General features: G+C 52.6%; 23 protein-coding genes. All 23 read left to right on the top strand.

The features are described 5' to 3' along the window. The first annotated feature begins 80 nt into the window (after positions 1–80). The 23 genes from C173_RS07070 to C173_RS32725 all read left to right on the top strand — a co-directional run bounded on the left by C173_RS07070 (position 81) and on the right by C173_RS32725 (position 24,066). Complete coding sequence (locus C173_RS07070) at positions 81–407, top strand: PadR family transcriptional regulator (protein ID WP_036723569.1); 327 nt, start codon at positions 81–83, stop codon at positions 405–407. A 5-nt stretch (positions 408–412) separates the two neighbouring features. Beyond that, positions 413–1,408 carry a permease prefix domain 1-containing protein gene (locus tag C173_RS07065; protein ID WP_036723567.1) on the top strand — a complete coding sequence of 332 codons (996 nt, stop codon included), beginning with the start codon at positions 413–415 and terminating at the stop codon, positions 1,406–1,408. A gap of 292 nt (positions 1,409–1,700) precedes the next feature. Then, on the top strand, positions 1,701–3,185 hold the full coding sequence (locus C173_RS07060; protein WP_036723565.1) for a glutamate synthase subunit beta: 1,485 nt from the start codon (positions 1,701–1,703) through the stop codon (positions 3,183–3,185). 262 nt (positions 3,186–3,447) lie between these two features. Next, positions 3,448–3,999 (top strand): phosphodiesterase, encoded by a 552-nt coding sequence (gene yfcE / locus C173_RS07055; RefSeq protein ID WP_036723563.1) that lies wholly within the window; start codon positions 3,448–3,450, stop codon positions 3,997–3,999. Between the two features lie 152 nt (positions 4,000–4,151). Further along, positions 4,152–5,186 carry an agmatine deiminase family protein gene (locus C173_RS07050; RefSeq protein ID WP_036723686.1) on the top strand — a complete coding sequence of 345 codons (1,035 nt, stop codon included), beginning with the start codon at positions 4,152–4,154 and terminating at the stop codon, positions 5,184–5,186. Between the two features lie 239 nt (positions 5,187–5,425). Continuing rightward, positions 5,426–6,301 (top strand): N-carbamoylputrescine amidase, encoded by an 876-nt coding sequence (gene aguB, locus C173_RS07045; protein WP_036723561.1) that lies wholly within the window; start codon positions 5,426–5,428, stop codon positions 6,299–6,301. A 213-nt stretch (positions 6,302–6,514) separates the two neighbouring features. After that, entirely contained in the window at positions 6,515–7,330 is an 816-nt protein-coding gene (locus C173_RS07040) for a transporter substrate-binding domain-containing protein (protein WP_036723560.1), read from the top strand. A gap of 97 nt (positions 7,331–7,427) precedes the next feature. After that, positions 7,428–8,075 (top strand): amino acid ABC transporter permease, encoded by a 648-nt coding sequence (locus C173_RS07035; protein WP_036723559.1) that lies wholly within the window; start codon positions 7,428–7,430, stop codon positions 8,073–8,075. Between the two features lie 5 nt (positions 8,076–8,080). After that, positions 8,081–8,812: an amino acid ABC transporter ATP-binding protein gene (locus tag C173_RS07030; protein WP_036723557.1), complete on the top strand. Its 732-nt coding sequence runs from the start codon at positions 8,081–8,083 to the stop codon at positions 8,810–8,812. Positions 8,813–9,069: 257 nt separating this feature from the next. After that, the gene (locus C173_RS07025) at positions 9,070–9,516 is read left to right on the top strand and encodes a tellurite resistance TerB family protein (protein WP_036723555.1); all 447 of its coding nucleotides are present in this window, start codon (positions 9,070–9,072) and stop codon (positions 9,514–9,516) included. A gap of 111 nt (positions 9,517–9,627) precedes the next feature. Further along, on the top strand, positions 9,628–10,224 hold the full coding sequence (locus C173_RS07020) for a TerD family protein (RefSeq protein ID WP_036723553.1): 597 nt from the start codon (positions 9,628–9,630) through the stop codon (positions 10,222–10,224). Positions 10,225–10,253: 29 nt separating this feature from the next. Continuing rightward, on the top strand, positions 10,254–10,829 hold the full coding sequence (locus tag C173_RS07015; protein ID WP_036723552.1) for a TerD family protein: 576 nt from the start codon (positions 10,254–10,256) through the stop codon (positions 10,827–10,829). A gap of 50 nt (positions 10,830–10,879) precedes the next feature. Further along, positions 10,880–11,461 carry a TerD family protein gene (locus C173_RS07010; protein WP_036723550.1) on the top strand — a complete coding sequence of 194 codons (582 nt, stop codon included), beginning with the start codon at positions 10,880–10,882 and terminating at the stop codon, positions 11,459–11,461. Between the two features lie 94 nt (positions 11,462–11,555). Continuing rightward, positions 11,556–12,881: a TerD family protein gene (locus C173_RS07005; protein ID WP_036723549.1), complete on the top strand. Its 1,326-nt coding sequence runs from the start codon at positions 11,556–11,558 to the stop codon at positions 12,879–12,881. Between the two features lie 27 nt (positions 12,882–12,908). Beyond that, positions 12,909–13,652 (top strand): TerC family protein, encoded by a 744-nt coding sequence (locus C173_RS07000; protein ID WP_036723548.1) that lies wholly within the window; start codon positions 12,909–12,911, stop codon positions 13,650–13,652. A 233-nt stretch (positions 13,653–13,885) separates the two neighbouring features. Then, the gene (locus tag C173_RS06995; protein WP_051477877.1) at positions 13,886–15,094 is read left to right on the top strand and encodes an HpcH/HpaI aldolase/citrate lyase family protein; all 1,209 of its coding nucleotides are present in this window, start codon (positions 13,886–13,888) and stop codon (positions 15,092–15,094) included. A 76-nt stretch (positions 15,095–15,170) separates the two neighbouring features. After that, positions 15,171–16,463 (top strand): phosphoribosyltransferase family protein, encoded by a 1,293-nt coding sequence (locus C173_RS06990; protein WP_036723547.1) that lies wholly within the window; start codon positions 15,171–15,173, stop codon positions 16,461–16,463. Further along, a complete protein-coding gene (locus C173_RS06985) occupies positions 16,460–17,614 on the top strand; it encodes a cysteine protease StiP family protein (RefSeq protein WP_036723545.1) in 1,155 nt (384 codons plus the stop codon). Before C173_RS06990 ends, C173_RS06985 begins: the two co-directional genes overlap by 4 nt. After that, a complete protein-coding gene (locus tag C173_RS06980) occupies positions 17,611–18,447 on the top strand; it encodes an HAD family hydrolase (protein ID WP_036723543.1) in 837 nt (278 codons plus the stop codon). Before C173_RS06985 ends, C173_RS06980 begins: the two co-directional genes overlap by 4 nt. Continuing rightward, positions 18,444–19,499, top strand: a complete 1,056-nt coding sequence (locus tag C173_RS06975) for an ATP-grasp domain-containing protein (RefSeq protein WP_036723541.1) — start codon at positions 18,444–18,446, stop codon at positions 19,497–19,499. The genes C173_RS06980 and C173_RS06975 overlap by 4 nt, the downstream gene beginning before the upstream one ends. Positions 19,500–19,535: 36 nt before the next feature. Continuing rightward, positions 19,536–20,252, top strand: coding sequence for a hypothetical protein (locus C173_RS06970; protein WP_036723539.1), 717 nt, complete (start codon positions 19,536–19,538; stop codon positions 20,250–20,252). A gap of 13 nt (positions 20,253–20,265) precedes the next feature. Beyond that, positions 20,266–21,360 carry a toxic anion resistance protein gene (locus C173_RS06965; protein WP_036723538.1) on the top strand — a complete coding sequence of 365 codons (1,095 nt, stop codon included), beginning with the start codon at positions 20,266–20,268 and terminating at the stop codon, positions 21,358–21,360. A gap of 159 nt (positions 21,361–21,519) precedes the next feature. Then, positions 21,520–24,066: an S-layer homology domain-containing protein gene (locus tag C173_RS32725; protein ID WP_051477876.1), complete on the top strand. Its 2,547-nt coding sequence runs from the start codon at positions 21,520–21,522 to the stop codon at positions 24,064–24,066. The last annotated feature ends 229 nt before the right edge of the window (positions 24,067–24,295 follow it).

Below are 24,295 nucleotides of genomic sequence, written 5' to 3'. Positions count from 1 at the left end.
AAACACTACTTCATCTGTCGTAGTAATTGTGCTACACTGAATTTAATTACTACGACAGATGAAGTATAGGAGGCAGGCAATTGATCAGCAGTGATGTGATTAGGGGATACAACGACACGATGATCCTCTACATGCTTCTGGACGGGGAGTCTTACGGCTATGAGATTTCCAAGAACATACGGAAGCTATCGGAAGAGAAATACATTATGAAGGAAACCACACTCTATTCGGCATTCACGCGGCTGGAGAAGAACGGTTATATTGATTCTTTTTATCTGGATGAGACGTTTGGCAAAAGACGCACCTACTACCGCATCACTCCGCAGGGTCTTGCCTACTACCGGGCCAAATGCGAGGAATGGCAGATCACGCAGGAAGTTATCAACAAATTCATAAAGGAGCTGTGAGGAACTTGGATACCATCATTGTATATTTGAACAATATGTTCGCATCTCTGCCCAGAACGGAACAGATGGTGATGCTGAAGCAGGAGCTGCTTGGCAACATGGAGGAGAAATACTATGAACTGAAGCATGAAGGGAAGTCGGAGAATGAGGCGGTGGGCATCGTCATTTCCGAATTCGGCAACATTGATGAGCTGGTCAGTGAGCTGGGGCTTGGAGAGGTTCGTAAGGAGGAAGGTTTATCTATGCTGCCCATGCTGGATGAGCTTGCTGTAGAGGGATTTATCTCTGCAAAAAAAAGATCCGGTCTGCTCATAGGCTGGGGCGTTGGGCTAATTATGCTGGGTGCTGCTCTGCTTATCCTGATCTCAGGTCTGGGGGAGAACGGGTTCATGGGAAATGTATTCTCTGAAGATGCTATGAGCATGATCGGGCTGATCCCCCTGTTACTGCTGCTCGGTCCGGCTATCGCATTATTTATCTACAGCGGTACGAAGATGGAGAAATACAAATACATGGAGTCGGGTTTCAGTCTGCCGTATCCGCTGGAGGCGTATATTGAGCAGAGACAGTCCGCTTTTGCCGCCACCTATACGCTGTCGCTTATCATGGGTGTTTGTTTATGCGTATTGTCGCCGATTGCCATCTTTGTATCTTCCGCGTTTGGAGATGAATACATTTCCTACGGGGTAACTGTTCTATTGATTATAGTGGCTGTAGCCGTTTTCCTCTTCGTGTATTACGGGAATATCCGGGGGGCTTATCAGAGACTGCTGAAGACCGGCGATTTCAGTGAGGAGAAGCAGGAGGAGAAGAAGGAGGAGGATCGGATTGTCGGTGCGGTTGCCGCTATTATCTGGCCGCTGGTTACCTGTGTTTTTCTGGTCAGCGGTTTCGTGTTCGACCAGTGGGAGATCAACTGGATCGTCTTCCCATTAACGGGCATTCTGTTCGGGGTGTTCAGCTCGGTCTACAATATGTTCAAGAAAAAAGATGCTGCCTGAGTCTGTGTACACGATTTGCCACATAACGTTAACACAAAAGGTGACATTGCTCATGTTCCCTCCCTGCGGATAGATGGTAATATGAAGGCATTTATTCCCCTTATGATAACCGTGCAAGAGCCTGTACCGGGGTGATTTGAAGCCCCGTTATAGCCTCTTGCTTCGCTGCTTTACAGTGACAGAATAACGGACGGTGACAGAAGAGTGTGTTTCTTTTTGGAGCCGGGTGTGGGCATGAATGCCGTCTATTACCTTTCGGCGGCCAATCAGAGAGACTCGGAGGATGACAGGGATGGGTAAAACAACCGGATTTATAGAATATCAGCGGCGGACGCCTGCTGAATGCGAGCCAATGGAGCGGATTAAGAACTGGAATGAATTCTCGGTTCCGATGGAGGAAGAACAGCTGCGTGAGCAGGGTGCCCGCTGTATGGATTGCGGGACACCGTTCTGTCATGTGGGGCGTATGTTGTCAGGGATGGCCAGCGGCTGTCCGCTGCATAATCTGATTCCAGAGTGGAATGACATGGTCTACCGCGGGAACTGGCAGGTCGCGCTGAAGCGCCTGCATAAGACGAACAACTTCCCCGAATTTACGGGACGCGTCTGCCCTGCGCCTTGTGAAGGTTCCTGCACAGTAGGGAAGAACGGCGATTCGGTAACGATTAAATCGATCGAAAAAGCGATTGTAGATAGAGGGTTCGCTGAAGGCTGGATCGTTCCTGAGCCGCCGCTTACCCGTACGGGCAAGAAGGTGGCTGTCGTAGGCTCCGGCCCTGCCGGGCTGGCCTGTGCCGCCCAGCTGAACAAGGCGGGACACAGTGTAACGGTGTATGAGCGGGCGGACCGGATCGGCGGTCTGCTGACCTATGGCATTCCAAACATGAAGCTGGATAAAAAGAAGGTACAGCGCCGGGTGGATCTGCTGGCGGCGGAGGGCGTTACCTTCGTCACCCGGACTGAGATCGGTAGAGACATTACTGCTGCGCAGCTCCAGGAGGAGAACGATGCAGTGGTTCTCTGCGGCGGATCGACCAAAGCGCGCGACCTGCCGCTGGAAGGCCGGGAGCTGCGCGGTATCCATCAGGCGATGGAGTTCCTGACGCTGAACACGAAGAGCTTGCTGGATTCTGAACTGGCGGATGGAGAGTATCTGTCGGCGGCGGGCAAAGATGTGGTCGTTATCGGCGGCGGAGATACGGGGACGGACTGTGTAGCCACTTCGATCCGCCACGGCTGCCGCAGCGTGATCCAGCTGGAGATTATGCCGCAGTCGCCATTGACCCGCCAACCTGGCAACCCTTGGCCGGAATGGCCGAAGGTGCTGAAGGTGGACTACGGACAGCAGGAGGCTGCTTCTCTATATGAGGAAGATCCACGCCGCTATCTGGTGAACACCAAGCGCTTCATCGGCGATGCAAGCGGACATGTACAGGAGCTGCACACGGTGCGTATTGAATGGAAGCGCACGGAGGACGGACGGATGGCCCCGGTAGAAGTGCCGGGCAGCGAGGAGGTCATTCGAGCGCAGCTGGTGCTGCTGGCTCTGGGCTTCACTGGACCGGAGGAGACAGTGCTTGGAGAGCTTGGCGTGGAGCGCGATGAGCGTTCCAACGTTAAGGCAGAGTTCGGCGCGCAGGCAACGAATGTGGAGGGAGTCTTCACGGCAGGTGACATGCGGCGCGGCCAGAGTCTGGTGGTCTGGGCGATTAACGAGGGCCGCCAGGCCGCCCGCGAGGTAGACCGCTTCCTGATGGGCTCGTCCAATCTGCCTTGAGGCGACTGATTAAGTAACTAATTTTCTAATTTTATATTTCGGAGGCTGTGATGCGACCGATTGTTGCATATATTGCAGTTTTGGTGCATGGATACATGGGAGTTTAGGCGAAAGGTTGCACAAATTGCAGGAAATCATCCCGTAATTCAGCTTGAAGGAACAGGAAACCTGCTTTTTATGCAACAATAGTCGATTCGTACTGGAATGGTGAGCGAAATGTTGCATTTTGGGCAGGATATATAGACAGAGAGGAAGCGTACGAATGAAGCTGATGTTTATTTCCGATATTCACGGATCCCTGTACTGGCTGGAGCAGGCGCTGGCGAAGGCGGAGGAGGAGCAGCCGCACACGCTGGTTATACTGGGGGATTTCCTGTATCACGGACCTAGGAATCCGCTGCCGGAGGGGTACAACCCGCAGGGGGTCGCCGATAAGCTGAATGCCTACAGCCAATCGGGCAAATCGCTGGCGGCGGTAAGAGGTAACTGTGACGCCGAGGTGGATCAGATGCTGCTGCACTTCCCGATGATGGGCGATTATGTGCTAATTCTGCACGAGGGCCGCAAGATCTACGCGACGCACGGGCATGGCTTCAGCATCGACCACTTACCGGCGCTGTCCCCGCAGGATGTGTTCATTCAGGGGCATACGCATCTGCCGGTGGCAGAGGTGAAGGACGGCATTACTGTGCTCAACCCCGGATCGATTGCGCTGCCGAAGGAGAATAACCCGAACTCCTACGGCGTTCTGGAGAATGGGGAATTTCTCATTAAGGACTTCAGCGGTAATATCATCAAGCAGATCGGGTTGTAACAAGTCGGCTTCCACTCTAATCCCTCTGGATATTTCCAGAGGGATTATTGCTGCGCGGCAATTGAGCCTGCCGGCATATTCATGTATGATGGGTGAGGAGCTTGCGGGCAGATCCCCGGCTTCAAAAACTAAACAGCAGAGGTAACTAAATGATGCATCCACGTGATTTACACTATACAATGCCGGCCGAATGGACCAAGCATGAACGGACCTTCATTTCCTGGCCGGTGAAGGACTCTATGGTACACCCTGATAATCATGAAGCGGTTAGTAGGGGCTATGCTGAGATTATCCGGGCGATTGCCGAATTCGAGCCGGTGACGGTTATCGTCAATCCGGATGAGCTGGATACGGTAGAGAAGCTGGCGCTTGGGGACAATGTAACGCTGCTCCCCATCCGGCACAACGATGCCTGGCTGCGGGACAACGGACCGACCTTCCTCATGGGTCCTGACGGGAAGCTGGCCGGGGTCAACTGGAAGTTCAATGCCTGGGGCGGCAAATACTCGCCTTGGGATCTCGATGATGAGGTAGCTCCGCAGATTCTGAAGCACCTGGAGGTCAGCGCGTTCGATGCTCCGCTGGTGATGGAGGGCGGCTCCATTCATACGGATGGCGAAGGCACCCTGCTGACCACGGAGGAATGTCTGCTCCATACGAACCGTAATCCTGAGCTGAACCGGGAAGAAATTGCTGATTATGTCAAGCAATATACCGGGACGGAGTCCATCATCTGGCTGAAGCGCGGCCTCAGCGGGGATGAGACGGACGGGCATGTCGATAACATCGCCTGCTTCGCGGCACCGGGCAAGGTGATTATCCAGGTCTGCGAGGACCCGCAGGATGAGAACTATGCGATTACGCAGGAGAATCTGCGCATTCTGGAGCAGGCCGTCGATGCCAAAGGCCGGAAGCTGGAGATTATCCGCATTCAGCAGCCGCCCCGCGTGGACTTCGAGGGCAGCCGCCTGACGCTGAGTTATCTGAACTTTTATTTTGTGAACGGCGGCATTATCCTGCCGGTCTTCGGCGGTACAGCGGCTGAGACGGACAAGCTGGCCGAGGAGAAGCTGGCCGGGCTGTTCACGGACCGCAGAATCCGCACGGTGAACGGAATGGCCGTGATCGGCGAAGGCGGAAACGTGCATTGCACCACCCAGCAGATGCCTGCGGTGGCCGGAGCTTAACGAAAAGCGAAAAGAAGCGGAGGGGAAATTTGGAACTGTAGGAGCGTTAGCGATCGCCTGAAAGCTTTCCGTAGGAAAGCTCGCTTCGGAAGCATCAGCTGTCACCGGATTTCAACCGCGAAGAGCGGATTAAATCAAGAAATCTGGTGACAACAGCGGCCGGAAGTCCAAATGTTCACCGCAGCGACGGTCAAGCTTTGAGTTCTAAGTGTTATAAGTTCATACAAGGAGGAACAACCATGAGACAAGTAAAAGTAGCCGCGACGCAAATGAGCTGTTCCGGCGACATTGATGAGAATATCCGCAAGGCGGAGACACTGGTTAGGGAGGCGGCAGCCCAAGGCGCGCAGATTATTCTGCTGCAGGAGCTGTTCGAGACACCGTATTTCTGCCAGAAGGAGAAGTCGGATTACTATGCCTATGCTACAGAGCTTGAGCAGAACAAGGCGGTGAACCACTTCAAGGCTATCGCCAAGGAGCTTGCGGTGGTGCTGCCGATCAGCTTTTATGAGAAGAAGAATTATGCGCGGTACAACTCGCTGGCGGTCATTGATGCGGACGGAACCGTGATGGGCAAATACCGCAAGAGCCATATTCCTGACGGTCCGGGCTATGAAGAGAAGTTCTACTTCAACCCGGGCGATACCGGCTTCAAGGTGTGGAATACCCGCTATGCCAAAATCGGAGTCGGCGTATGCTGGGACCAATGGTACCCGGAAGCTGCCCGGGTGATGAGCCTGATGGGTGCGGAGATTCTGTTCTATCCTACAGCGATCGGCTCGGAGCCGCAGGACGGGTCAATCGATTCCAAGGATCACTGGCAGACCTGCATGCTGGGTCATGCTGCCGCTAACCTGATTCCTGTCGTGGCCTCCAACCGGATCGGCAAGGAGACTGACGAGGATTCCAGCATTGATTTCTACGGCTCGTCGTTCATCGCTGGTCCGCAGGGCAACAAGATTGTCGAAGCCGGACGGGATGAGCAGACCGTGCTGGTCAGCGAATTCGACCTGGATGCGCTTGAGGTAGGCCGGATTGAATGGGGGATCTTCCGTGACCGCCGTCCGGAGCTGTACCGGATGATTGCTTCCTATGATGGCGATCTGACCTTCTAACTTATGCGCTAATATGTATAGACCATTAAGCAGCCAGAATGCTGCCGGAGCTCTCTCCGGGGCATTCTGGCTGCTTTTTTGCATGAGATGTTACAATATATCGATAATAATGTCATATTATATTACACACAAGGATAAAGTTAATTGTCATCACTACTTTAATCTGATAAAATCTCCTTAAGTTATTTTACAAATAAGTAGGGGGATTGGAGAATGGGAATCCGAAAAAAATGGGCGATGTCAGGTATGGTGGCACTCCTGGTCTTGGCAATGGCGGGTTGTAGCTCTGGTAATGATGCGAAAGGCGGCAGTGCGGACGGGAAAAGCCTCAAAATCGCTACCGATGCCAGCTATGCACCAATGGAGTATATGGATACCGATACGATCAAGGGCTTTGACATTGATTTCATTAAGGCCGTGATGGCGGAGGCCGGCATTGATTACACGGTCACCAACACAGGCTGGGATACCATGCTGACCAGTGTGAAGCAGGGCACTGAATATCAGGCGGGTGTATCCTCGGTATCAATTACAGATGAGCGCAAGGAAACCTATGACTACTCTATCCCTTATTTCGAATCTACGAACATGATCATGGTGAAGGAAGGCAGCGACATCAAATCCGCCCTGGACCTGAAGGGGAAGAAGGTTGCGGTTCAGGCAGCCACGACAGCAGATGAGCTGATGAGCGGCATTATGGGCGTTGACAACGGTAACCTGAAGCGGTTCGACAGCAATGCGGTAGCATTAATGGAGCTGAACGGCGGCGGAGCGGATGCGGTGGTTGCGGATATCGCCATCGTGAACGAATACATCAAGAACAACCCGAAGGAGAAGCTGACCGGCATTATCGACAAGGAGAATTTCGGCTCCGAGTACTACGGTATCCTGTATCCGAAGGGCAGCGAATGGAAGGCTAAGCTGGACCCGGCGATCAAGAAGGTCATCGAGAACGGAAAATATGCGGAGATCTACAAGGAATGGTTCGGCGAAGAGCCGGACACGGCGGCGCTTATGAACGCGAAGTAGCATGAGGGCCAGCAACAATTAAGCATGCGTAATGATTGCTATTGCGCGTGCTTCTTTTTTTGAGCAAGCCACAAGCAGAAGAGAAGGGAAGAATTCTATGGATTTCAGATTCGACATCATCATTCATTATTTACCGGTTCTGCTAAAAGGGACCCTGTTCACCATCGGCGTATCGCTGGTCTCCATTCTGTGCGGCTCCCTGCTGGGGCTGATTATCGGCTTCGGTAAAATGGCGCCCAGATGGTATTTCCGCTGGCCGTTCCACGCCTATATCAACATCTTCCGCGGTACACCGCTCTATGTGCAGATTCTGATCGTCCACTTCGGCCTGATCCCGTTGTTCTACGGCAAAACCTATGTGCTGATGAGCGCATTCGTGGCGCTGTCGCTCAATTCCGCCGCCTATTCTGCGGAGATCTTCCGCGCCGGTATCCAGTCCATCGACCCCGGTCAGCGGGAAGCGGCCCTATCCCTTGGAATGACCCGGCAGCAGGCAATGCGCTTCATTATTCTGCCCCAGGCCATCAAACGGATGGTTCCCGCCTTCGGGAATGAATTCATTGTGCTTGTTAAGGATTCCTCGCTGCTGGCGCTGATTGCTGCCCCTGAGATTATGTACTGGAGCAATACCATGAAAGGCCAATACCTGCGGATCTGGGAGCCGTATCTGACCGCTGCACTGATCTACTTCATTCTTACTTATTCGCTCAGCAAGCTGCTTAATTACATCGAACGGAAGGTGTAGCCCCTATGGAACCGGTTATTTCAGTCAAGCATTTGTACAAATCATTCGGTGCCCATCAGGTACTGACGGATATCAGCGTCGATATTCACAGCCGGGAGGTTGTGGTTGTCATCGGGCCTTCGGGCTCCGGCAAATCGACCTTTCTGCGCTGCCTTAATCTGCTGGAGCAGCCGCAAGCGGGCAATATTATGATTGAAGGCACTTCGTTGATGGCCAAGAGCACAAGGATTAACGATATCCGTACCGAGGTGGGGATGGTCTTTCAGCAGTTTAATCTGTTTCCGCACCGTAAGGTGATCGAGAACATCATGCTGGCCCCGATGAAGGTGCGGAAATGGACGGAGGATCAAGCGAGGCAGAAGGCTGTGGAGCTGCTGCAGAAGGTGGGTCTCAGTGAGAAGGCGGAGATGTATCCTTCCTCGCTCTCTGGCGGTCAGGCCCAGCGGGTGGCGATTGCCCGGGCACTGGCGATGGAGCCGAAGATCATGCTGTTCGACGAGCCGACCTCGGCCTTGGACCCCGAGATGGTGGGCGAGGTGCTGGCCGTCATGAAGGAGCTGGCCCGTGAGGGGATGACCATGGTCGTGGTGACTCATGAGATGGGCTTCGCCCGTGAGGTGGGGGACCGGGTGCTTTTTATGGAGCAAGGGGCCATAGTCGAACAGGGTGCACCGGAGCAGCTGTTCGGCAGCCCGTCGCATGAGCGTACACGGGAGTTTCTGTCCAAGGTGCTGTAAGAATCGCCCAAAGTAGAATATTGTTATTTAATCGGTTATATTAGAAGAGTAAGAAATAGGCAATAAGTCCAAGCGTGAATAGCTGCCCAGGGTGGCGGGGAGGAGGCTCGGCGATATCTTTTTTTAAAGTATAAGGATGACAGCGGTTCTGCATAATGATTTATCCTTATATTTCCGGCAGAAAAGGATAGGGTGCTTAATAAGACGGCATAGGCTTTCTGCTGGTCATAATTCCATAATGATAGAAGGAGAATACGATGAGCACATTCAAAAATTGGCTGAATACCACCAAAAGCGGACTGACGGATCAAGTGAAAAAATTTAAAAATAAAGACTTTATGAACGCGGTGGTGGCGGGCTGCGCGCTGGTCGCTGCTGCTGACGGCAAGATTGAGGAAGCTGAGAAGAACAAGATGGCGGGATATATGAATCTCAGCAATGAACTCAAGGTATTTGACATGAGGGACGTCATTGCCCAGTTCAATTACTATGTAAGCAACTTCGAGTTCTCGCCGGAGATCGGCAAGCAGGAAGCGCTGAAGGCCATCGGGAAGTTCAACGGCAAACCGGAGGTTGGACGCTTAATCGTGGGCGTATGCTCGGCGATTGGTGCAGCAGACGGTGACTTCGACGAGCATGAGAAGGCAGTTGTGCGGAATATCTGCAGCGTACTGGGACTTAGCCCAAGTGAATTCAGCCTGTAAGTACAGGCTGGATTTCATTTGCTAATTACTGAAACTTTAGGCGATGGACCGCCGTATCACTGATGTAACACCCGCAAGCACACTTCTATCTGGAAACGGAGGTACTTCAAGTTGGCTGGAATTAATCTGGTAAAAGGTCAGAAGATCGATTTAACCAAAGGCAATGCCGGACTGTCTAACGTAATCGTAGGACTGGGCTGGGACCCTGCCGAACCGGCAAGGGGATTCTTTGGGGTTAAAAAACAGGCGAATGTTGACTGCGATGCTTCAGCGCTGCTGCTGAATGAGAACGGCAAGCTGACGAACAAGCTGAACCTTGTCTGCTTTCACAACAAACAGAATGCGAATAACTCTGTAGTCCACTCGGGGGATAATCTGACGGGTGAGGGCGACGGGGACGACGAACAGATCATGGTGAATCTGAAGCAGATTCCTGCCGATGTCCATAAGGTCCTTGTTGTAGTTAACATCTACGATGCGGTGAATCGCAAGCAGGATTTCGGAATGATCAAATCTGCGTATATCCGCATTATTAATGCGGCAGGGAATGCAGAATTGGTTAAGTTTAATCTGACAGACAATTATACAGGCTTCACGGCACTGATCTGCGGCGAGTTGTACCGTCATGGCGAAGAGTGGAAATTCGCAGCCGTCGGTGAAGCGGCCCACGCCGCGCATATCAATCAGCTGGCAGAACGCTATATCTAAATCCAATTTGAGAAAAGAGGGCTCTATTCATGGCTATTAACTTATCCAAGGGACAAAAAATTGATTTAACCAAAACAAATCCAGGCTTGTCCAAAATCACAGTCGGCCTCGGATGGGATACGAATAAATATGATGGCGGCAAGGACTTCGACCTTGATGTGTCTGTGTTCCTGACCAATGCCAGCGGTAAAGTGGACAAGGAGTCCAACTTCATCTTCTTCAACAACAAGCAGAACGAGAACGCTTCTGTTGTTCACACCGGCGATAACCGTACCGGGGAAGGCGACGGAGACGATGAGCAGGTTCAAGTCGATTTGCTTAATGTTCCTGCAGATGTGGACAAAATTGCCTTCACCATTACCATCTATGAAGCAGAATCCAGAAGCCAGAACTTCGGACAAGTCTCCCGTTCTTATGTACGTATCGTCAACGATGCGAACAGTGAGGAACTGATCCGCTTTGACCTGGGTGAAGATTTCTCCGTTGAAACAGGCGTAGTTGTAGGCGAATTGTACCGTAACGGCGCAGAATGGAAATTCAATGCGATTGGCAGCGGCTACAAGGACGGTCTCTCCGGCTTGACCCGTGATTACGGTCTGCAATAAGGCTCTGACATTACGGGAATTTAATCTGTAAGGAAAGAGGGTTTTTGACAGTGACGATCAGTCTTTCCAAAGGACAGCGGATTGATCTTACCAAGACCAATCCGGGTCTGACCAAAGTAGTTGTAGGACTGGGCTGGGATACAAACAAGTACAGCGGCGGCAAGGATTTCGACCTCGATGCATCAGCATTCCTGCTGCATGAGGACGGCAAAGCCAAAAGCGAAAATGACTTTGTATTCTATAACAACCCGAGCGGCGGTACAGGCTCTGTAACCCATACAGGGGACAATCGCACAGGTGAAGGCGACGGGGATGATGAGCAGATCGTCGTAGACTTCAGTCTGGTGCCTGCCAATATTCAGCGGATCGGGATTACGGTCACGATCTATGATTATGAGGCCCGGGCGCAGAACTTCGGACAAGTCTCCAACGCTTTCGTCCGTGTAGTTGATGCATCCAGTGACCGTGAGATTCTGCGGTTCGATCTGGGCGAGGATTTCTCCACCGAGACGGCTGTGGTCTTCTGTGAATTCTACCGCCAGGGGGCGGATTGGAAATTCCAGGCGATTGGCAGCGGCTTCGCTGGCGGACTAAGCGCATTATGCAAAAACTACGGGCTGGACGCGCAATAAGAGCTTCAAAGGCGGGATCATCATCGATCCTGCCCTTTTTATACACAAAATCTGATAAGTTGCGCTCTTATCCATGTATAAAGGTGGCGTAAGAATGAATACAGAAGTAGTCAAAGGACAGAAAGCAGATCTGACCAAAGGGAACCCGGGGCTCCGCAGCATTACGGTTGAGATCGGGTGGAAAGCTCCGTCTTCCATGGATATTGATGCTTCCGCATTCCTGCTTGGAGCTGGCGGTAAAGTGAGCAGTGATGACGATCTGATCTTTTACAATAACCCGTCTACTCCATATATCACTTATAAGGATGTGCCGGGTACGGCTTCGGGCGGACTGAAGCAGTTCGAGGTCTCGCTGGAGCGGATTCCGGCAAACATAGTGAAGATTGCCTTCACGCTTACTCTGTATGACGGAGAAAACCGCAAGCAGATGTTCGGACAAATGAGTGAAGCGGAGTGCCGGATCGTGAATCAGGCGACAGGTGCGCAGCTTCTGCGGTGTAACCTTGGAAATCAGTTCTCTGTGGAAACGGCTGTTGTAGTTGGAGAATTATATAGACATGGTGAAGAATGGAAATACAGTGCGATTGTTGCGGGCTTCTCGGGCGGGCTTAAGGCGCTCTGCGGAAACTATGGCATAGAAGTAGAGGACGAGCCTGCACCGGCACCGAAGCCGCCGGAACCTACACCGACACAGGCACGACCGCCGCTTCAAGTGCCGCCGCCCCGCGCAGAGTCATCCAGACCAAATATTGTGATTCCGCCACCGCCTGCACCGGTACCGCCTAAGCAGGAGGCTGCTCCCGCACCGGCGCTGAATCTCAATCTGAAGAAGATTGAGCTGAAGAAGAAGGGCGATTCGATTAACCTGAAGAAATCCGCTTCCGGTCTGGGTGAGCTGCTCATTAACCTGAACTGGAACCAGAAGCAGGGCGGAGGGCTGTTCAGCCGTAACAAGGGCGGGGTAGATCTCGATCTGGCTTGTCTGTATGAGCTGAAGAACGGCAGCAAAGGCGTGGTGCAGGCATTGGGCAATGCGTTCGGCAACCTCCAGCAACCGCCGTACATCATGCTCGATGGAGATGATCGGACCGGCTCCGTAACATCCGGCGAGAATCTGCGTATAAACGGAAGTAAGGTAGCCCAGATCGAACGGATTCTGGTGTTTGCCTTTATTTACAAAGGAGTTACCAACTGGTCTGAGGCGGATGGGGTGGTTACCCTGAAGCAGGATGGAGGGCCGGATATTATCGTGAATCTGGACGAGCATAACAACCGTAAAGGCATGTGCGCCATCGCGCTGATCCGGAATGTGGATAACGAGACCTTCAGTATTGAACGGCTCGTGCAATATTTCAGCGGTCACCGGGAGATGGATGAGGCTTATGGCTGGGGGCTTCGCTGGGTAGCGGGAAGTAAATAATTTGATATTACCGGAGGCGCAAGTGGAATGGACTGGTTCAGTGATTTTTTTAGGAGTATCGGTGAGAATTATGGGCATTTCTTCTCATGGAGTGATATTGCAGGAACGCTCTCCGACCCTGTCAGCTGGGGAATAATCGGAAGCCTGATTCTGCTGGAGGGTCTGTTGTCCGCTGATAACGCGCTTGTACTGGCGGTCATGGTTAAGCACCTGCCGAAGGAGCAGCAGCGTAAGGCGTTGTTCTATGGTATTATCGGTGCTTATGTATTCAGATTCCTGGCGATTGGGCTGGGGACCTATCTCGTCAAATTCACGCTGGTGAAGGTGCTTGGAGCCTTGTATCTCTTCTACATTGCCTACAAAGGGTTGTTCAAGGGCAGCGGAGAAGAGGGAGAGATTAAGAATAAAGGCGCATCCTTCTGGAAGACGGTACTCCTCGTTGAATTAATGGATATTGCCTTCAGTATTGACAGCGTGGTAGCCGCATTTGGTCTTAGCAGTGAAGTATGGGTACTCTTCCTGGGCGGTATTCTCGGCGTGCTGATGATGCGCGGAGTGGCACAGGTGTTCCTCAAGCTGATTGCCAGATATCCTGAATTGGAACAGACAGCATTCCTGCTTATTGCACTGATTGCCGGTAAAATGCTTGCCGGAGCCTTCGGCTATGAATTGCCGCATGTAATTTTCTTCGGTATTCTAATTGCGGTGTTTGCAGGTACTATCGTGTACAGCGCAAGCAAACGCAAGAAGGCTGAGAACCACAAGGCCTGATGGTTGTGCGTGCTTCATCTCTTTATCCTTTATAGCTGTGCAGGAAGGCGCGGGGTTCACGGGAAGGGTGGACTCCGGCACGCCTTTCGGGTAATCGTAACAGGTTTATAGCATGGCCTTTGCTTGGGTTCTAAGCAAGCCGGATACCGTCCCCGAGAGGACGGCATAGCTGGTTCTGCTCGCAGCCAAAGGCCATTTGGATTGTGCTGGCACAACATTAAGGGGGAAGGGCCTTGAGATATTTCGATTACCTCACACAAGAACAGGAAGCCTCATTATTCCATGTTCCGCCGGTTTCATTTGATCATACTACCCGCAAGGATTTACTGGCTTATGCCGTCGGAGCAGCCCTTTATATGCCGGCCACCCGTGCCAGTGTTGCCGAAGATATTATTAAGCTGAGAGCCTCGGGGCTTATCACGGTAATCATAGATTTGGAGGATGCCATCGGGGACGGTGAAGTGGATTATGCCGAAGAATCCATCGTCAGGCATCTGGCATTTCTGTCCGCTTATGCGGAGAATGAGCCGGACCAGCGCGGCAGTCTTCCGCTGCTGTTCATCCGCGTACGTAACCCTGCACAGCTGCGGGATCTGATCTTTCGGCTGGGATCATTAATCACCATGCTGACCGGCTTCGTCTTCCCCAAGTTCTCCGTAGAGAACGGTACGGATTATTTCGAGGCCATTGCCGATTACAATGACACACGCAGCTATTCAGCCCCGGTGTTGTACGGGATGCCGATTCTGGAGAATGCACCGATCATCTACCGGGAGAGCCGGATGGACACTCTGCTTGGGGTCCGGGATCTGCTGGGGCAATACCGCGAGTATGTGCTGAATGTCCGGATTGGGGCTACGGACTTCTCCAGTCTGTTCGGATTGCGGCGCAGTCCGGATATCAGCATCTATGACCTGACGCCGATCCGCGACTGCATGTCGGATATCATTAACGTATTTGGCCGTGTGGAGGAAGGATACGTGATCTCGGGTCCTGTGTGGGAGTATTTTGCCAGCAAAGGACACCGGGTCCTCCGACCGCAGCTGCGGGAGACGCCCTTCGAGGATACCTACGGCAAGCATGGCCGCGAAATGCGCAATAGCTTCATTTCAAGCTCGATGGACGGGCTGATCCGGGAAGTAATTCTGGACAAGGAGAACGGCATTGTGGGCAAAACCATTATCCACCCTTCCCACCTCAGACCCGTGCAGGCGATGTATACCGTAATGCATGAAGAGTATGTGGATGCCTTAAGTATTGTAGACAGCAACGATGGCAGCCGCGGCGTGTTCAAGAGTGAATACTATAACAAAATGAATGAAATCAAGCCTCATTTGAACTGGGCCAGACGAATTTTATTACGATCTCAAATATACGGGGTGTTACATGAACAACAGCATTTTGTCGGATTACTACCCGAGAACGAATACACACACGTTTAATATCGTCGAGAATCTGCAGGTTACGGTAACAGAAACCTCCAATCCTTTTCATATGCCTGTGGAGTCCTTGTTCTCCATGGCTGCACGAATCAATAAGAAGCGCTCCTTCCTGTTCGTCAGCAAAGTGCTTGGCAAGCACATTCCCGTAGGGCCCTATACCCCGCTGCTTAGCGGAGCGGCACTCGCCTTGCTCCTGTATCTGGAGATGAGTGGGGATACCGCTGACCGGGAGGTTATGGACCCGCTGATGAACCGGGCCGTTCATGGCCTGATCCATCCTGAGTATGCGGAAGAAGCTTATCATGCGCTGCTTGCTGCACGTCTGGCTCTGCCTGAGCCGGTTCTGTTTATCGGGTTCGCCGAAACCGCTACCGCCCTGGGCCACAGTATGTATAATGCATTCGCCGGCGGCGCGTCTTATATTCACACCACGCGTGAGATGATTCCTGAGCTGGAATCGGTGGTGACCTTCGTGGAGGAGCATTCCCATGCGATGGACCACCTCTGTTACGCGCTGGATGCCAGCCTGCTGTCAGGGACTGAACCGGTCATCCTGGTGGATGATGAGATTACCACCGGCAATACGGCGGTCAACATCATCCGGGACATTCAGTCGAAATTCCCGCGCCGCGAATATGTAGTGGCTTCGCTCCTCGACTGGCGGAGCGAGGCGAATATTCAGGCGTACCGTGAGCTGGAGCAAGAGCTGGGGATACGGATTACCGCTCTATCCCTGCTGCAGGGAAGCATTAAGGTTGAGGGGGTTCCGCTGCTGCAGCCTGCAGCTGATAACGGAGCCGCTGCTACCACAGGTGCAGAGCTTGTAACTACTTATGCATTCGACGGCTTAGAGCGGCTTCCGGTAACCTCGGCGGACGGGCAGGGCGTTATCAATCCATCTCCTTATCTGAAGCACAGCGGCCGCTTCGGGCTGGAGTCTGCGGATAATGCGCGGATAGATGCAGGTGTAAGCCGCGTGGCCAGGCAGCTCCGGGGGCTTCGGGAAGGTGCACGTACCCTGGTGATGGGCGTAGGCGAGTTCATGTATCTGCCGATGCGGATCGCCGCAGAGATGGGAGAAGGCGTGTTGTACCAGTCTTCGACCCGCAGTCCGATCCATCCCGAGCGGCGTGCGGATTACGGCGTGCACAGCGCCGCTGGCTATCCGTCCGCAGGCGATACGGAGATCATGAATTTCATCTATAATGTGGACCCCGGCCAGTATGACGATATCTTCGTCCTGCTGGAGCGCGAGGTACCCCGGCAGCGGATTGCACCGATGACGGATATTTTACAGAGGCTGGCGGGCAATAAGGTACATCTTGTTGTGCTCAGCCCAGAACCAGATACGGGAGGCTCAGGGCTATGAAGGGAATAGATATCGAAGCCATTCACAATAGAACAATATCCCCTCCGGTGGCACTGGGCAGCTATCCTGCTTCCGACGTTACCTTCCTGCTCAAGGATCTAAGCAATGTATCCCTGGAGCGGGGAACAGCCGAGCGGGAGGAAGCGATCCAGTCCGGCGTGCATTATTCGGAGATGCTCCCGGTGGAGTACCAGCCGACAGAGCAGTATATCGAATTGTTTCATGAGACGCTGCAGCAGACTGCGAGGAAGGTGGCGCTGGCTGTAGCTGTGGTGTCCGAGATGATTGTTGCCCGGCGGGGAACGGCGAATACGGTGCTGGTCTCTTTGGCGAGAGCGGGCACACCTATCGGGGTGCTGATCAAACGTTATATTCTTGAGAAATATAGAGCGGATCTTCCGCATTACAGCATCTCGATTATCCGCGGCAAGGGGATTGATGAGAATGCGGTGCTCTATATGCTGCAGCAGCATGGAAGGGATGCCGAACTGCAATTCATCGATGGCTGGACCGGTAAGGGGGCCATCCGGCAGGTGCTGATAGAGGCCTGTGAGAGTATGCATAAGAAATATGGCATTACGCTAAATGATGATCTGGCGGTACTCGCAGATCCCGGGCACTGCTCGGGAACCTACGGCACCCGGGAGGATTATCTGATTCCAAGCGCCTGCCTGAACTCCACGGTGTCCGGCCTGATGAGCCGAACAGTGCTCCGTGATGATCTGATCGGGCCAGAGGAATTCCACGGGGCCAAATTCTACAAGGAATGGCTGGACAGTGATCTGTCCAACGTATTCGTTGAAGCGATTACCCCGTATTTCGCGGAAGTAGCAGCAGAGGCACTTGCGCAGGCTGCGGAGATGCTGGAGCATCCGCCGGAGATTACCTGGCAGGGGCTGGCCGATATCCGCAGTATCCAGGATACCTTCGGCATCGATAATATCAATCTGGTGAAACCAGGAGTGGGGGAGACGACACGTGTGCTGCTGCGGAGAGTGCCCTGGAGAATCCTTGTTGACAGGCTGGACAATCCCAACCTGCGGCATATTCTGCTGCTGGCGGAGGACCGGGGCGTGCCGGTAGAGGTCTATCCCGGGCTGACCTACTCCTGTTGCGGAATCATCAAGCCGCTGAAAGGGGAGAGTGAATGATCTACGCCAGCGATCTGGACCGCACGCTGATCTACTCTCTTAGCGCGATAGGCGTTCCTGAGGATACCCCCGGTCTGGTTCCGGCAGAGGTTGTTGACGGCAAGGTGGTATCGTATATCTCACAGCAGGCTCTGGCTACACTGAAAGAGCTGGCGGCGAAGATCGTCTTCATGCCGGTGACTACACGTACCATTGCCCAGTACCGGCGGATTAACCTGTTCCAGGAGACGGTTATTCCGGATTATGCCATCACCAGCAATGGCGGCAATATTCTGGTGAACGGGGTAGTGGATCAGGATTGGCGGACGGCTGTCGGCAAAGCGGTGGAACGCGGCTCCGCTGCGGCGGAAGAAGCCGAGAGCATCGTGCGTGCTGTTGTCCGGGAAGAATGGATCATTAGCCGGCGGTACTGCGATGAGCTGTTCTATACGTTCGTGGTTCACCGGGATTCGCTGCCGCTTGAGGAGATTGCCCGGATGGCGCAGCGGCTGGGTGAGCTTGGCTGGAGGGTGTCCCTGCAGGGGCGCAAGCTCTACATCGTGCCTGAGGCGGTGAACAAAAGCGATGCCATTCTCCATGTCCGCCGCACCGTGCATTCAGAGCCGATGGTCGCCTCCGGTGACTCTCTTCTGGACAAGAGCCTGCTCGCCGCCGCCGACTATGCCATAGCTCCCTGCCACGGAGAAATATTTGCCGAGCAGCAGGCGGGTTTAGTACACTTAGAGTATCCGTTTACTGAGCGGCCGGGGGTATTTGCCGCGGATGAGATTATGCAGTATGTTCACAGGATCTATACACATTCGACAGCATTGGGAGTTGGACCGCCACCATGAAAAAGGTAAATATATATTTCAACCGCTGGTTCTCTGTTGCCTATCACTATATGAATCTCATCCGGAGCAATGAAGACGGGATTCCGGTGCAAATCTTCGCCACCCACCCGGATATCCACCATATGTCGCTGCAAGGCGCGGATGTGGCCGGAACCGAGCCGGCGCTCGAAGGCATTGAATATGTGCAGTTCTGTGTTGATTTTTGCCGCCGGAACGAGATTGATATCTTCATCCCCCGGCTGCATATGCTCGATATCGCGCTGCATGCTTCGCTGTTCGATGAGATCGGCACGAAGGTGCTGGTCTGCCGTGATTTGGACTTGCTGGAGATGATCATGGACAAAGGCAAGTTCTATGAGAGCGTGAAGACCACCGGGATTATGACGATTCCTGATTATCATGTGGTTAGTAATGCGGAGCAGTTCAGGGAAGCTTATGAAGATCTCGCAGCCAAAGGACACAAGGTCTGCTTCAAGCCTACCGAGACGGAGGGCGGACTCGGATTCCGGATCATAGATAATGACCGCAGTCCCGTGGAGGAGCTGTTCGGCCATGTGACTCCGCTGATCTCCTTCGAGGAGGCTTACCGTATCCTTGATGAAGCCGGGAGCTTCCCTAACCTGATGGTGATGGAGCTGCTGGAGGGATATGAATATAGTATTGATTGCTTGTCGGATGAGAAGGGCAGGCTGCTTGCCGCAGTCCCCCGCCGTAAGGCAGGCGGACGCCTGCGGTTGATGGAGTATATCCCGGAGCTTGCGGAGGTGGCCCGCAGGGTGGCTGAGACATACCGGATTCCGTTCAATTTCAATATCCAGATGAAATACAGCGGTGGCGTCCCTAAGCTGCTGGAGATTAACCCGCGGATGTCCGGCGGCCTGCATATCTCCTGTCTGTCCGGAATCAATTTCCCATATCTGGCTGTCAAAAGCGCGCTCGGCGGCGAGGTTCTCCCTGCATCGTTCGAGCATAACGTCCTGGCCAGCCATGTCGAGCAGCCGCTGATCATGAGAATAAACGGAGAATCCGTCATTACGGATTCCGTGAATTGAGCGTGTAGCATTCACGCTCATAAGAGGTGAGAAGGAATGCAAGCTAAATTCAAAGTACTGGCGTATGCCGGTGCCGGTTATGTTGTAGCCGTACTGACCAGCGGCTTCCTGCCTGAGCTGGTCTCGCTGCTGCTCCCGGTAATCGGGGCAGCACTTGCGGTGCCGGAGCTCAGGCGCACCAAAGTGAATCTCCCGGTAGAGGTGATTCCTGCCGGACAGGAGCCGAAGGCCATTCCGGCGGCATCCTCCGCCGAGCAGCAGGCTTCGTCTGCTGCCGCTGCCTCTCCTGCTGCTGCGGGACAGGCCTCCCCGGCCCATTCGGGTGCCGGACACAGGGAGGACATACAGATCGGAGCAGAGTTCGCTCCGGTGGTGGAGTATCTGGGCATCCTGGAGGATATGATCATCTCCGAAGGGCAGAAGGATACGCTGGACAATGAAATTGTCGAGAAGTCGCTGGCGCTGTTCGCCAGGCTGCAGCGCGTCATTCCGCTGCTGCAGGAGCTGGGTAACGGTGAGATTAACCATACCGTCCGCAGGCTGGTGCTGAAGGACCTTAATGGAGTAATCAACCCGTTCCTGCGCCTGGGCGGCGAAGCCAAGACAAGAAACCGGAGAATGCTGCTGAACGGTCTGCGTGATGTCGATGCCAAAATTTCCGATATTGCGTCGACGATCGAGCACAAAGACCTGATGGAACTTCAGACCAAGGCGGAACTGATTCATCAGCGCTACAGCAGTTCCGAATTATAGGAGGAGGATAGCCATGTCCACGCAGTTAATTGAGCTTAGAAAAGAAGATGAGCAGAAGGTAGTCCAGGAGGCTTCCCAGTTAATTGAGCAGGTAGCCAAGACTGACACGGTGGCACTGGATTCCCTGATGGATGATATCGGGAAGCTTGGGGTGAAGACGCAGGAGAAGGCAGGCCAGACGCTGAAGCTGCTGGACCGCCCCGTCAATGACCTGATGAGCGGCAAGCGGGTGGAAGTGCCCAATATGATTATGAAGCTGCGCAATGAGTGCGAGACCCTTCAGCAGAGCAAAAATGTCAGCTTCTTCGGCAAAATGCTGCGCAAAAGCCCGCTTAAAAATTATGTATACAAATATCAGTCGGTCCGCACCAACATTGATGCCATTATCACAGGTCTGCGTGACGGCCGGGATACGCTAGAGGAGAGCATCGTTAACATGCGCCAGTTGAAGCGTACCTCCATGGAGGAGATCTATAACCTCCAGACCAAGATCGCCTTCGGCAACAAGCTGAAGGAGCTGTTCGAGGTGGAGATCGCCAAGCCCGAGAATGAATTCCGCAAAGCGTATCTGGAGCGGGGGCTGCGCAAGGTCATGGTGCGGATTCAGTCCATGACTGAGATGATTCTGCTCTACAATCAGGCGATTGCGGCAACGGATATCATCAATGACAATAATGACAAGCTGATTGATTCCGTAAACAACGCGATCGATAAGACCTCTAACCTGATCACCGTCTCGGCGATGATTGCCATGTCCCTGGCCGATCAGGAGAATGTCATCAATGCGGTCGAAGCCACCAACAAGACCATCGAGGACCAGTTCAAGGAGAATGCACGGCTGCTGCGCACGACGACCGAGAAGACAACGGAGCTGCTCTCCAAGCCGTCCATGTCTCTGGAAGCCGTGAATCAGGCTATTGGCGACTTACTCAGCGCCCTGGATACCTCAGAGCAGTCCAACCGGCGGATCATCGAGAGCTGTCAGGACTATACGTCCAAAATGACCACCATCAACACCCAGCTGAACAACCGGCTCGGGCTTAACGAAGGCTCACAGCCGCAGGCTTTGAAGCAGGCGGAGAGCGGGCTGAGCAGCTTTTTGAATTAAGGGTTTGCTTCTGGGCCGGTAAAATAACTTGAATAATGCACCAAGCCTGCTGATATGGATTCGGCGGGCTTTTTTTGTTGTTAAATTTCTAATTTACTAATATATTCCGGTGAGATATTATGAGGTGGGTTCAGTCGTACATTCAGGGGGAGAATATTGATGGTCAGGAAGTTAACAGGTATATTGGCAGGTATAGTTGGAGCGGGGATGCTGTTTGGTTCTATGGGGACAGCGGCAGCCCAGTCAGCAGGGACAAAGGATTATGAGGGACATTGGGCGCAGCAGACGATTCAAAGCTGGCTGGATAACGGCTTGCTTAAAGGCTTCGGAGATGGATCGGTTAAACCGAACCAGACCATAACCAGAGCGGAGTTCATGACGCTCATCAACCGTTCTTATCATTTTACGGAACAGAGTAAGGTGAAATTCACCGATGTGCCTTCTACCAGCTGGGCGTATAGTGAGGTTGCGAAGGCTATAGCGGCTGGATATATCCAGGGCTTCAACAATGAGATGCGCCCGAATGCTCCGATTAACCGCCAGGAAGCAGCAGTAATAGTCAGCAAGCTGCTGAAGCTGGACGCGGGCAGTATAGAGGTATTGGAAGTATTCAGTGATGCAAGCCAGATTGCATCCTGGAGTAAAGGGAGTGTTGCTGCCGCAGTCACAGCGAAGGTGCTTAAAGGGTATCCGGATGGAACCTTCGGGCCTGTCAAAGCCTTGACCCGTGCAGAATCCTTAGCGCTGATCGATGCGGCAGTCTCCCGAACGGGTCAAGCTGTACAGGGAGCGGCAACGCCTGCTCCAGCCGTAACACCGTCGGCTACTCCCGCAGCTACAGCTGCACCAACTGCAACTGCTGCTGTAGCTGCGGGAGGAAGTGGCGGCGGTAGTGGCGGGGGCGGGGGTCCTCAGGTGACACCAACCCAGGCTCCGGCGGCAACACCAACGCCGGTTCCAACACCGACACCGACACCGACACCGACACCGACACCAAGCCCGGAACCTGTTAATGAATTACCGGTCAAGGAGCTTCCGGCGCTGGATATCAGCATCACCTCTCGCCCTGACGATTCAGTTACGAATGCTGTTTATCTAGAAGTTGATTATAGCAGGGTGATTGGAAGAACTATCAGTCTAAATGACCAGATAACTTATTATGTAACAGCGAAGCCGATCAGCTCTAGAGATCTCCACTGGGAGCTTACCAATCTCCAGTACGCTTCTATTAGTACGGGATACTCGTTGAAGACGCTGACATATACCGGTGTTTCGATTCCAAAGAGCAGGATTGGCACAGCAGGCGATAAATATGTCTCGGTTGTGGTACGGAATTCATCTAATGAAGTGACCGGATTCTATACTCAAAAGGTGAATTTGCAGCCCTCAGTTACTGAGGCTTATAGCAGTATAATGTTACTAAATAGTGGTGTGACTATTACCCAGGAGAAATTCAGCACAGTGTCTTCCCAAGTATATTATCGGGATACTATTGATGTGGAAGATGCTGCTTTGCAATTTGGCGGAAGAGCAGTGGGATATACAATTACCCCGAAGTACTATATGGACAGTAACCTGAATTTGGAATTGAATGATATCATTCATGCTTCGCGTAAAGTGTACAGAGACGGCTGGGTCAGTGTGGTTGATGCCACAGTATCCTCTAATACAGCAGCAGGTGCTTCATCACCGGGCTATATCCCGTTTGCCTATGACACATTATATAATTTCAAAACATATAACGAAGATGAATACACCATTATTTTCCTCGATTCCGAGATGAAGCCATTGGGTTATTACACCGGCAAGGTGATGCTTAGCACAGACCTGAAATTAGAAGCAGCCATGAAAAGAATTGACGAGCTTCCTTCGAATGTAACTTTAATGGATGAAGATGCAGTTAACAGGGCTTATAGAGCCTACTTGCCGTTTGATGATTCTTTCAATTGGGGAGAACGCAAGACTAAGCTTAAGAATGCTGTATCAGCTCTTATGAACGCCAAGAGATCGGGACCACTTCAAAATATGGATCTGGTTCAATCCGTAATTATTGATGGGTATAATCAATTCAACGGTAAGACAATAAGTATGAATTGGATGGGTTTCCCGGATGAGTTGAAGGGAAGCATAGGCAGGTTCTCGTATTACATTACAGCCAATCCTGTTCGTGCAGAGGATTTAGCACAACCAAGCCCTTATGGGGAATTTGATTTTGCTGACATTCATTCAGTAGTTCTTCCGGTGACAGATAAGAGCGGACAGAATTACGTTACAGTGGTCTATTATAATAAGGCAGGGCAAGCAATACGTTATACCACCAAGCTGGTAGATTTCTCGTCGAAGCGGCCGGTGTGGGACGGAACGGCGGCACAGATTGGGGATGGAGTTAAGCTGGTCCGGGATTATAATAACGGTACCCGTATAGACTATGTATCTGTAAAAGATTATCAGAAAACGCATCCCGAGGCGGTCTATTTCACAGCGACCTCTAAATCAGCGTTGGCAGCAGCTAAGCAAGAATTCTCTGCAGAATCTGCAGTACAGTATTTAAATGATTATCGGAATACTAACAGTATCTATCCTTATGAGCGAATTCAGTTATCTGATGATGCGGCGCGGAATGGACAGCCGGAAGACTACATTATCCTGTTCTATGATGCTAATTATAAGGCGCTTAATTATTATATTGGCGGTTTGACTGACTGATTCTCCGCTAATCCTACTCATATTATCCCGCTCCTCCACATACGTTGTCACTAAGGCGACCTGTGGAGAAAGAGGGGATAAGCGGGATGATTCTGGGATGCTTGATCGTGGTGCTTATCGTCGTAGCCAGCAGTGAGAAGGCGGAGGCGATTGCCAGCCTGAATGATCGGGAGGATAACAGCCTGTAACAAGGGTGCGGGGAGTGAACGGAATCCATAAATTATTGATG

It is taken from the genome of Paenibacillus sp. FSL R7-277, assembly GCF_000517965.1.
GTDB lineage: Bacteria > Bacillota > Bacilli > Paenibacillales > Paenibacillaceae > Paenibacillus_AQ > Paenibacillus_AQ silagei.
Note: the sequence above shows the minus strand (reverse complement) of the source record. Positions and strands in the feature narration are given on the sequence as shown.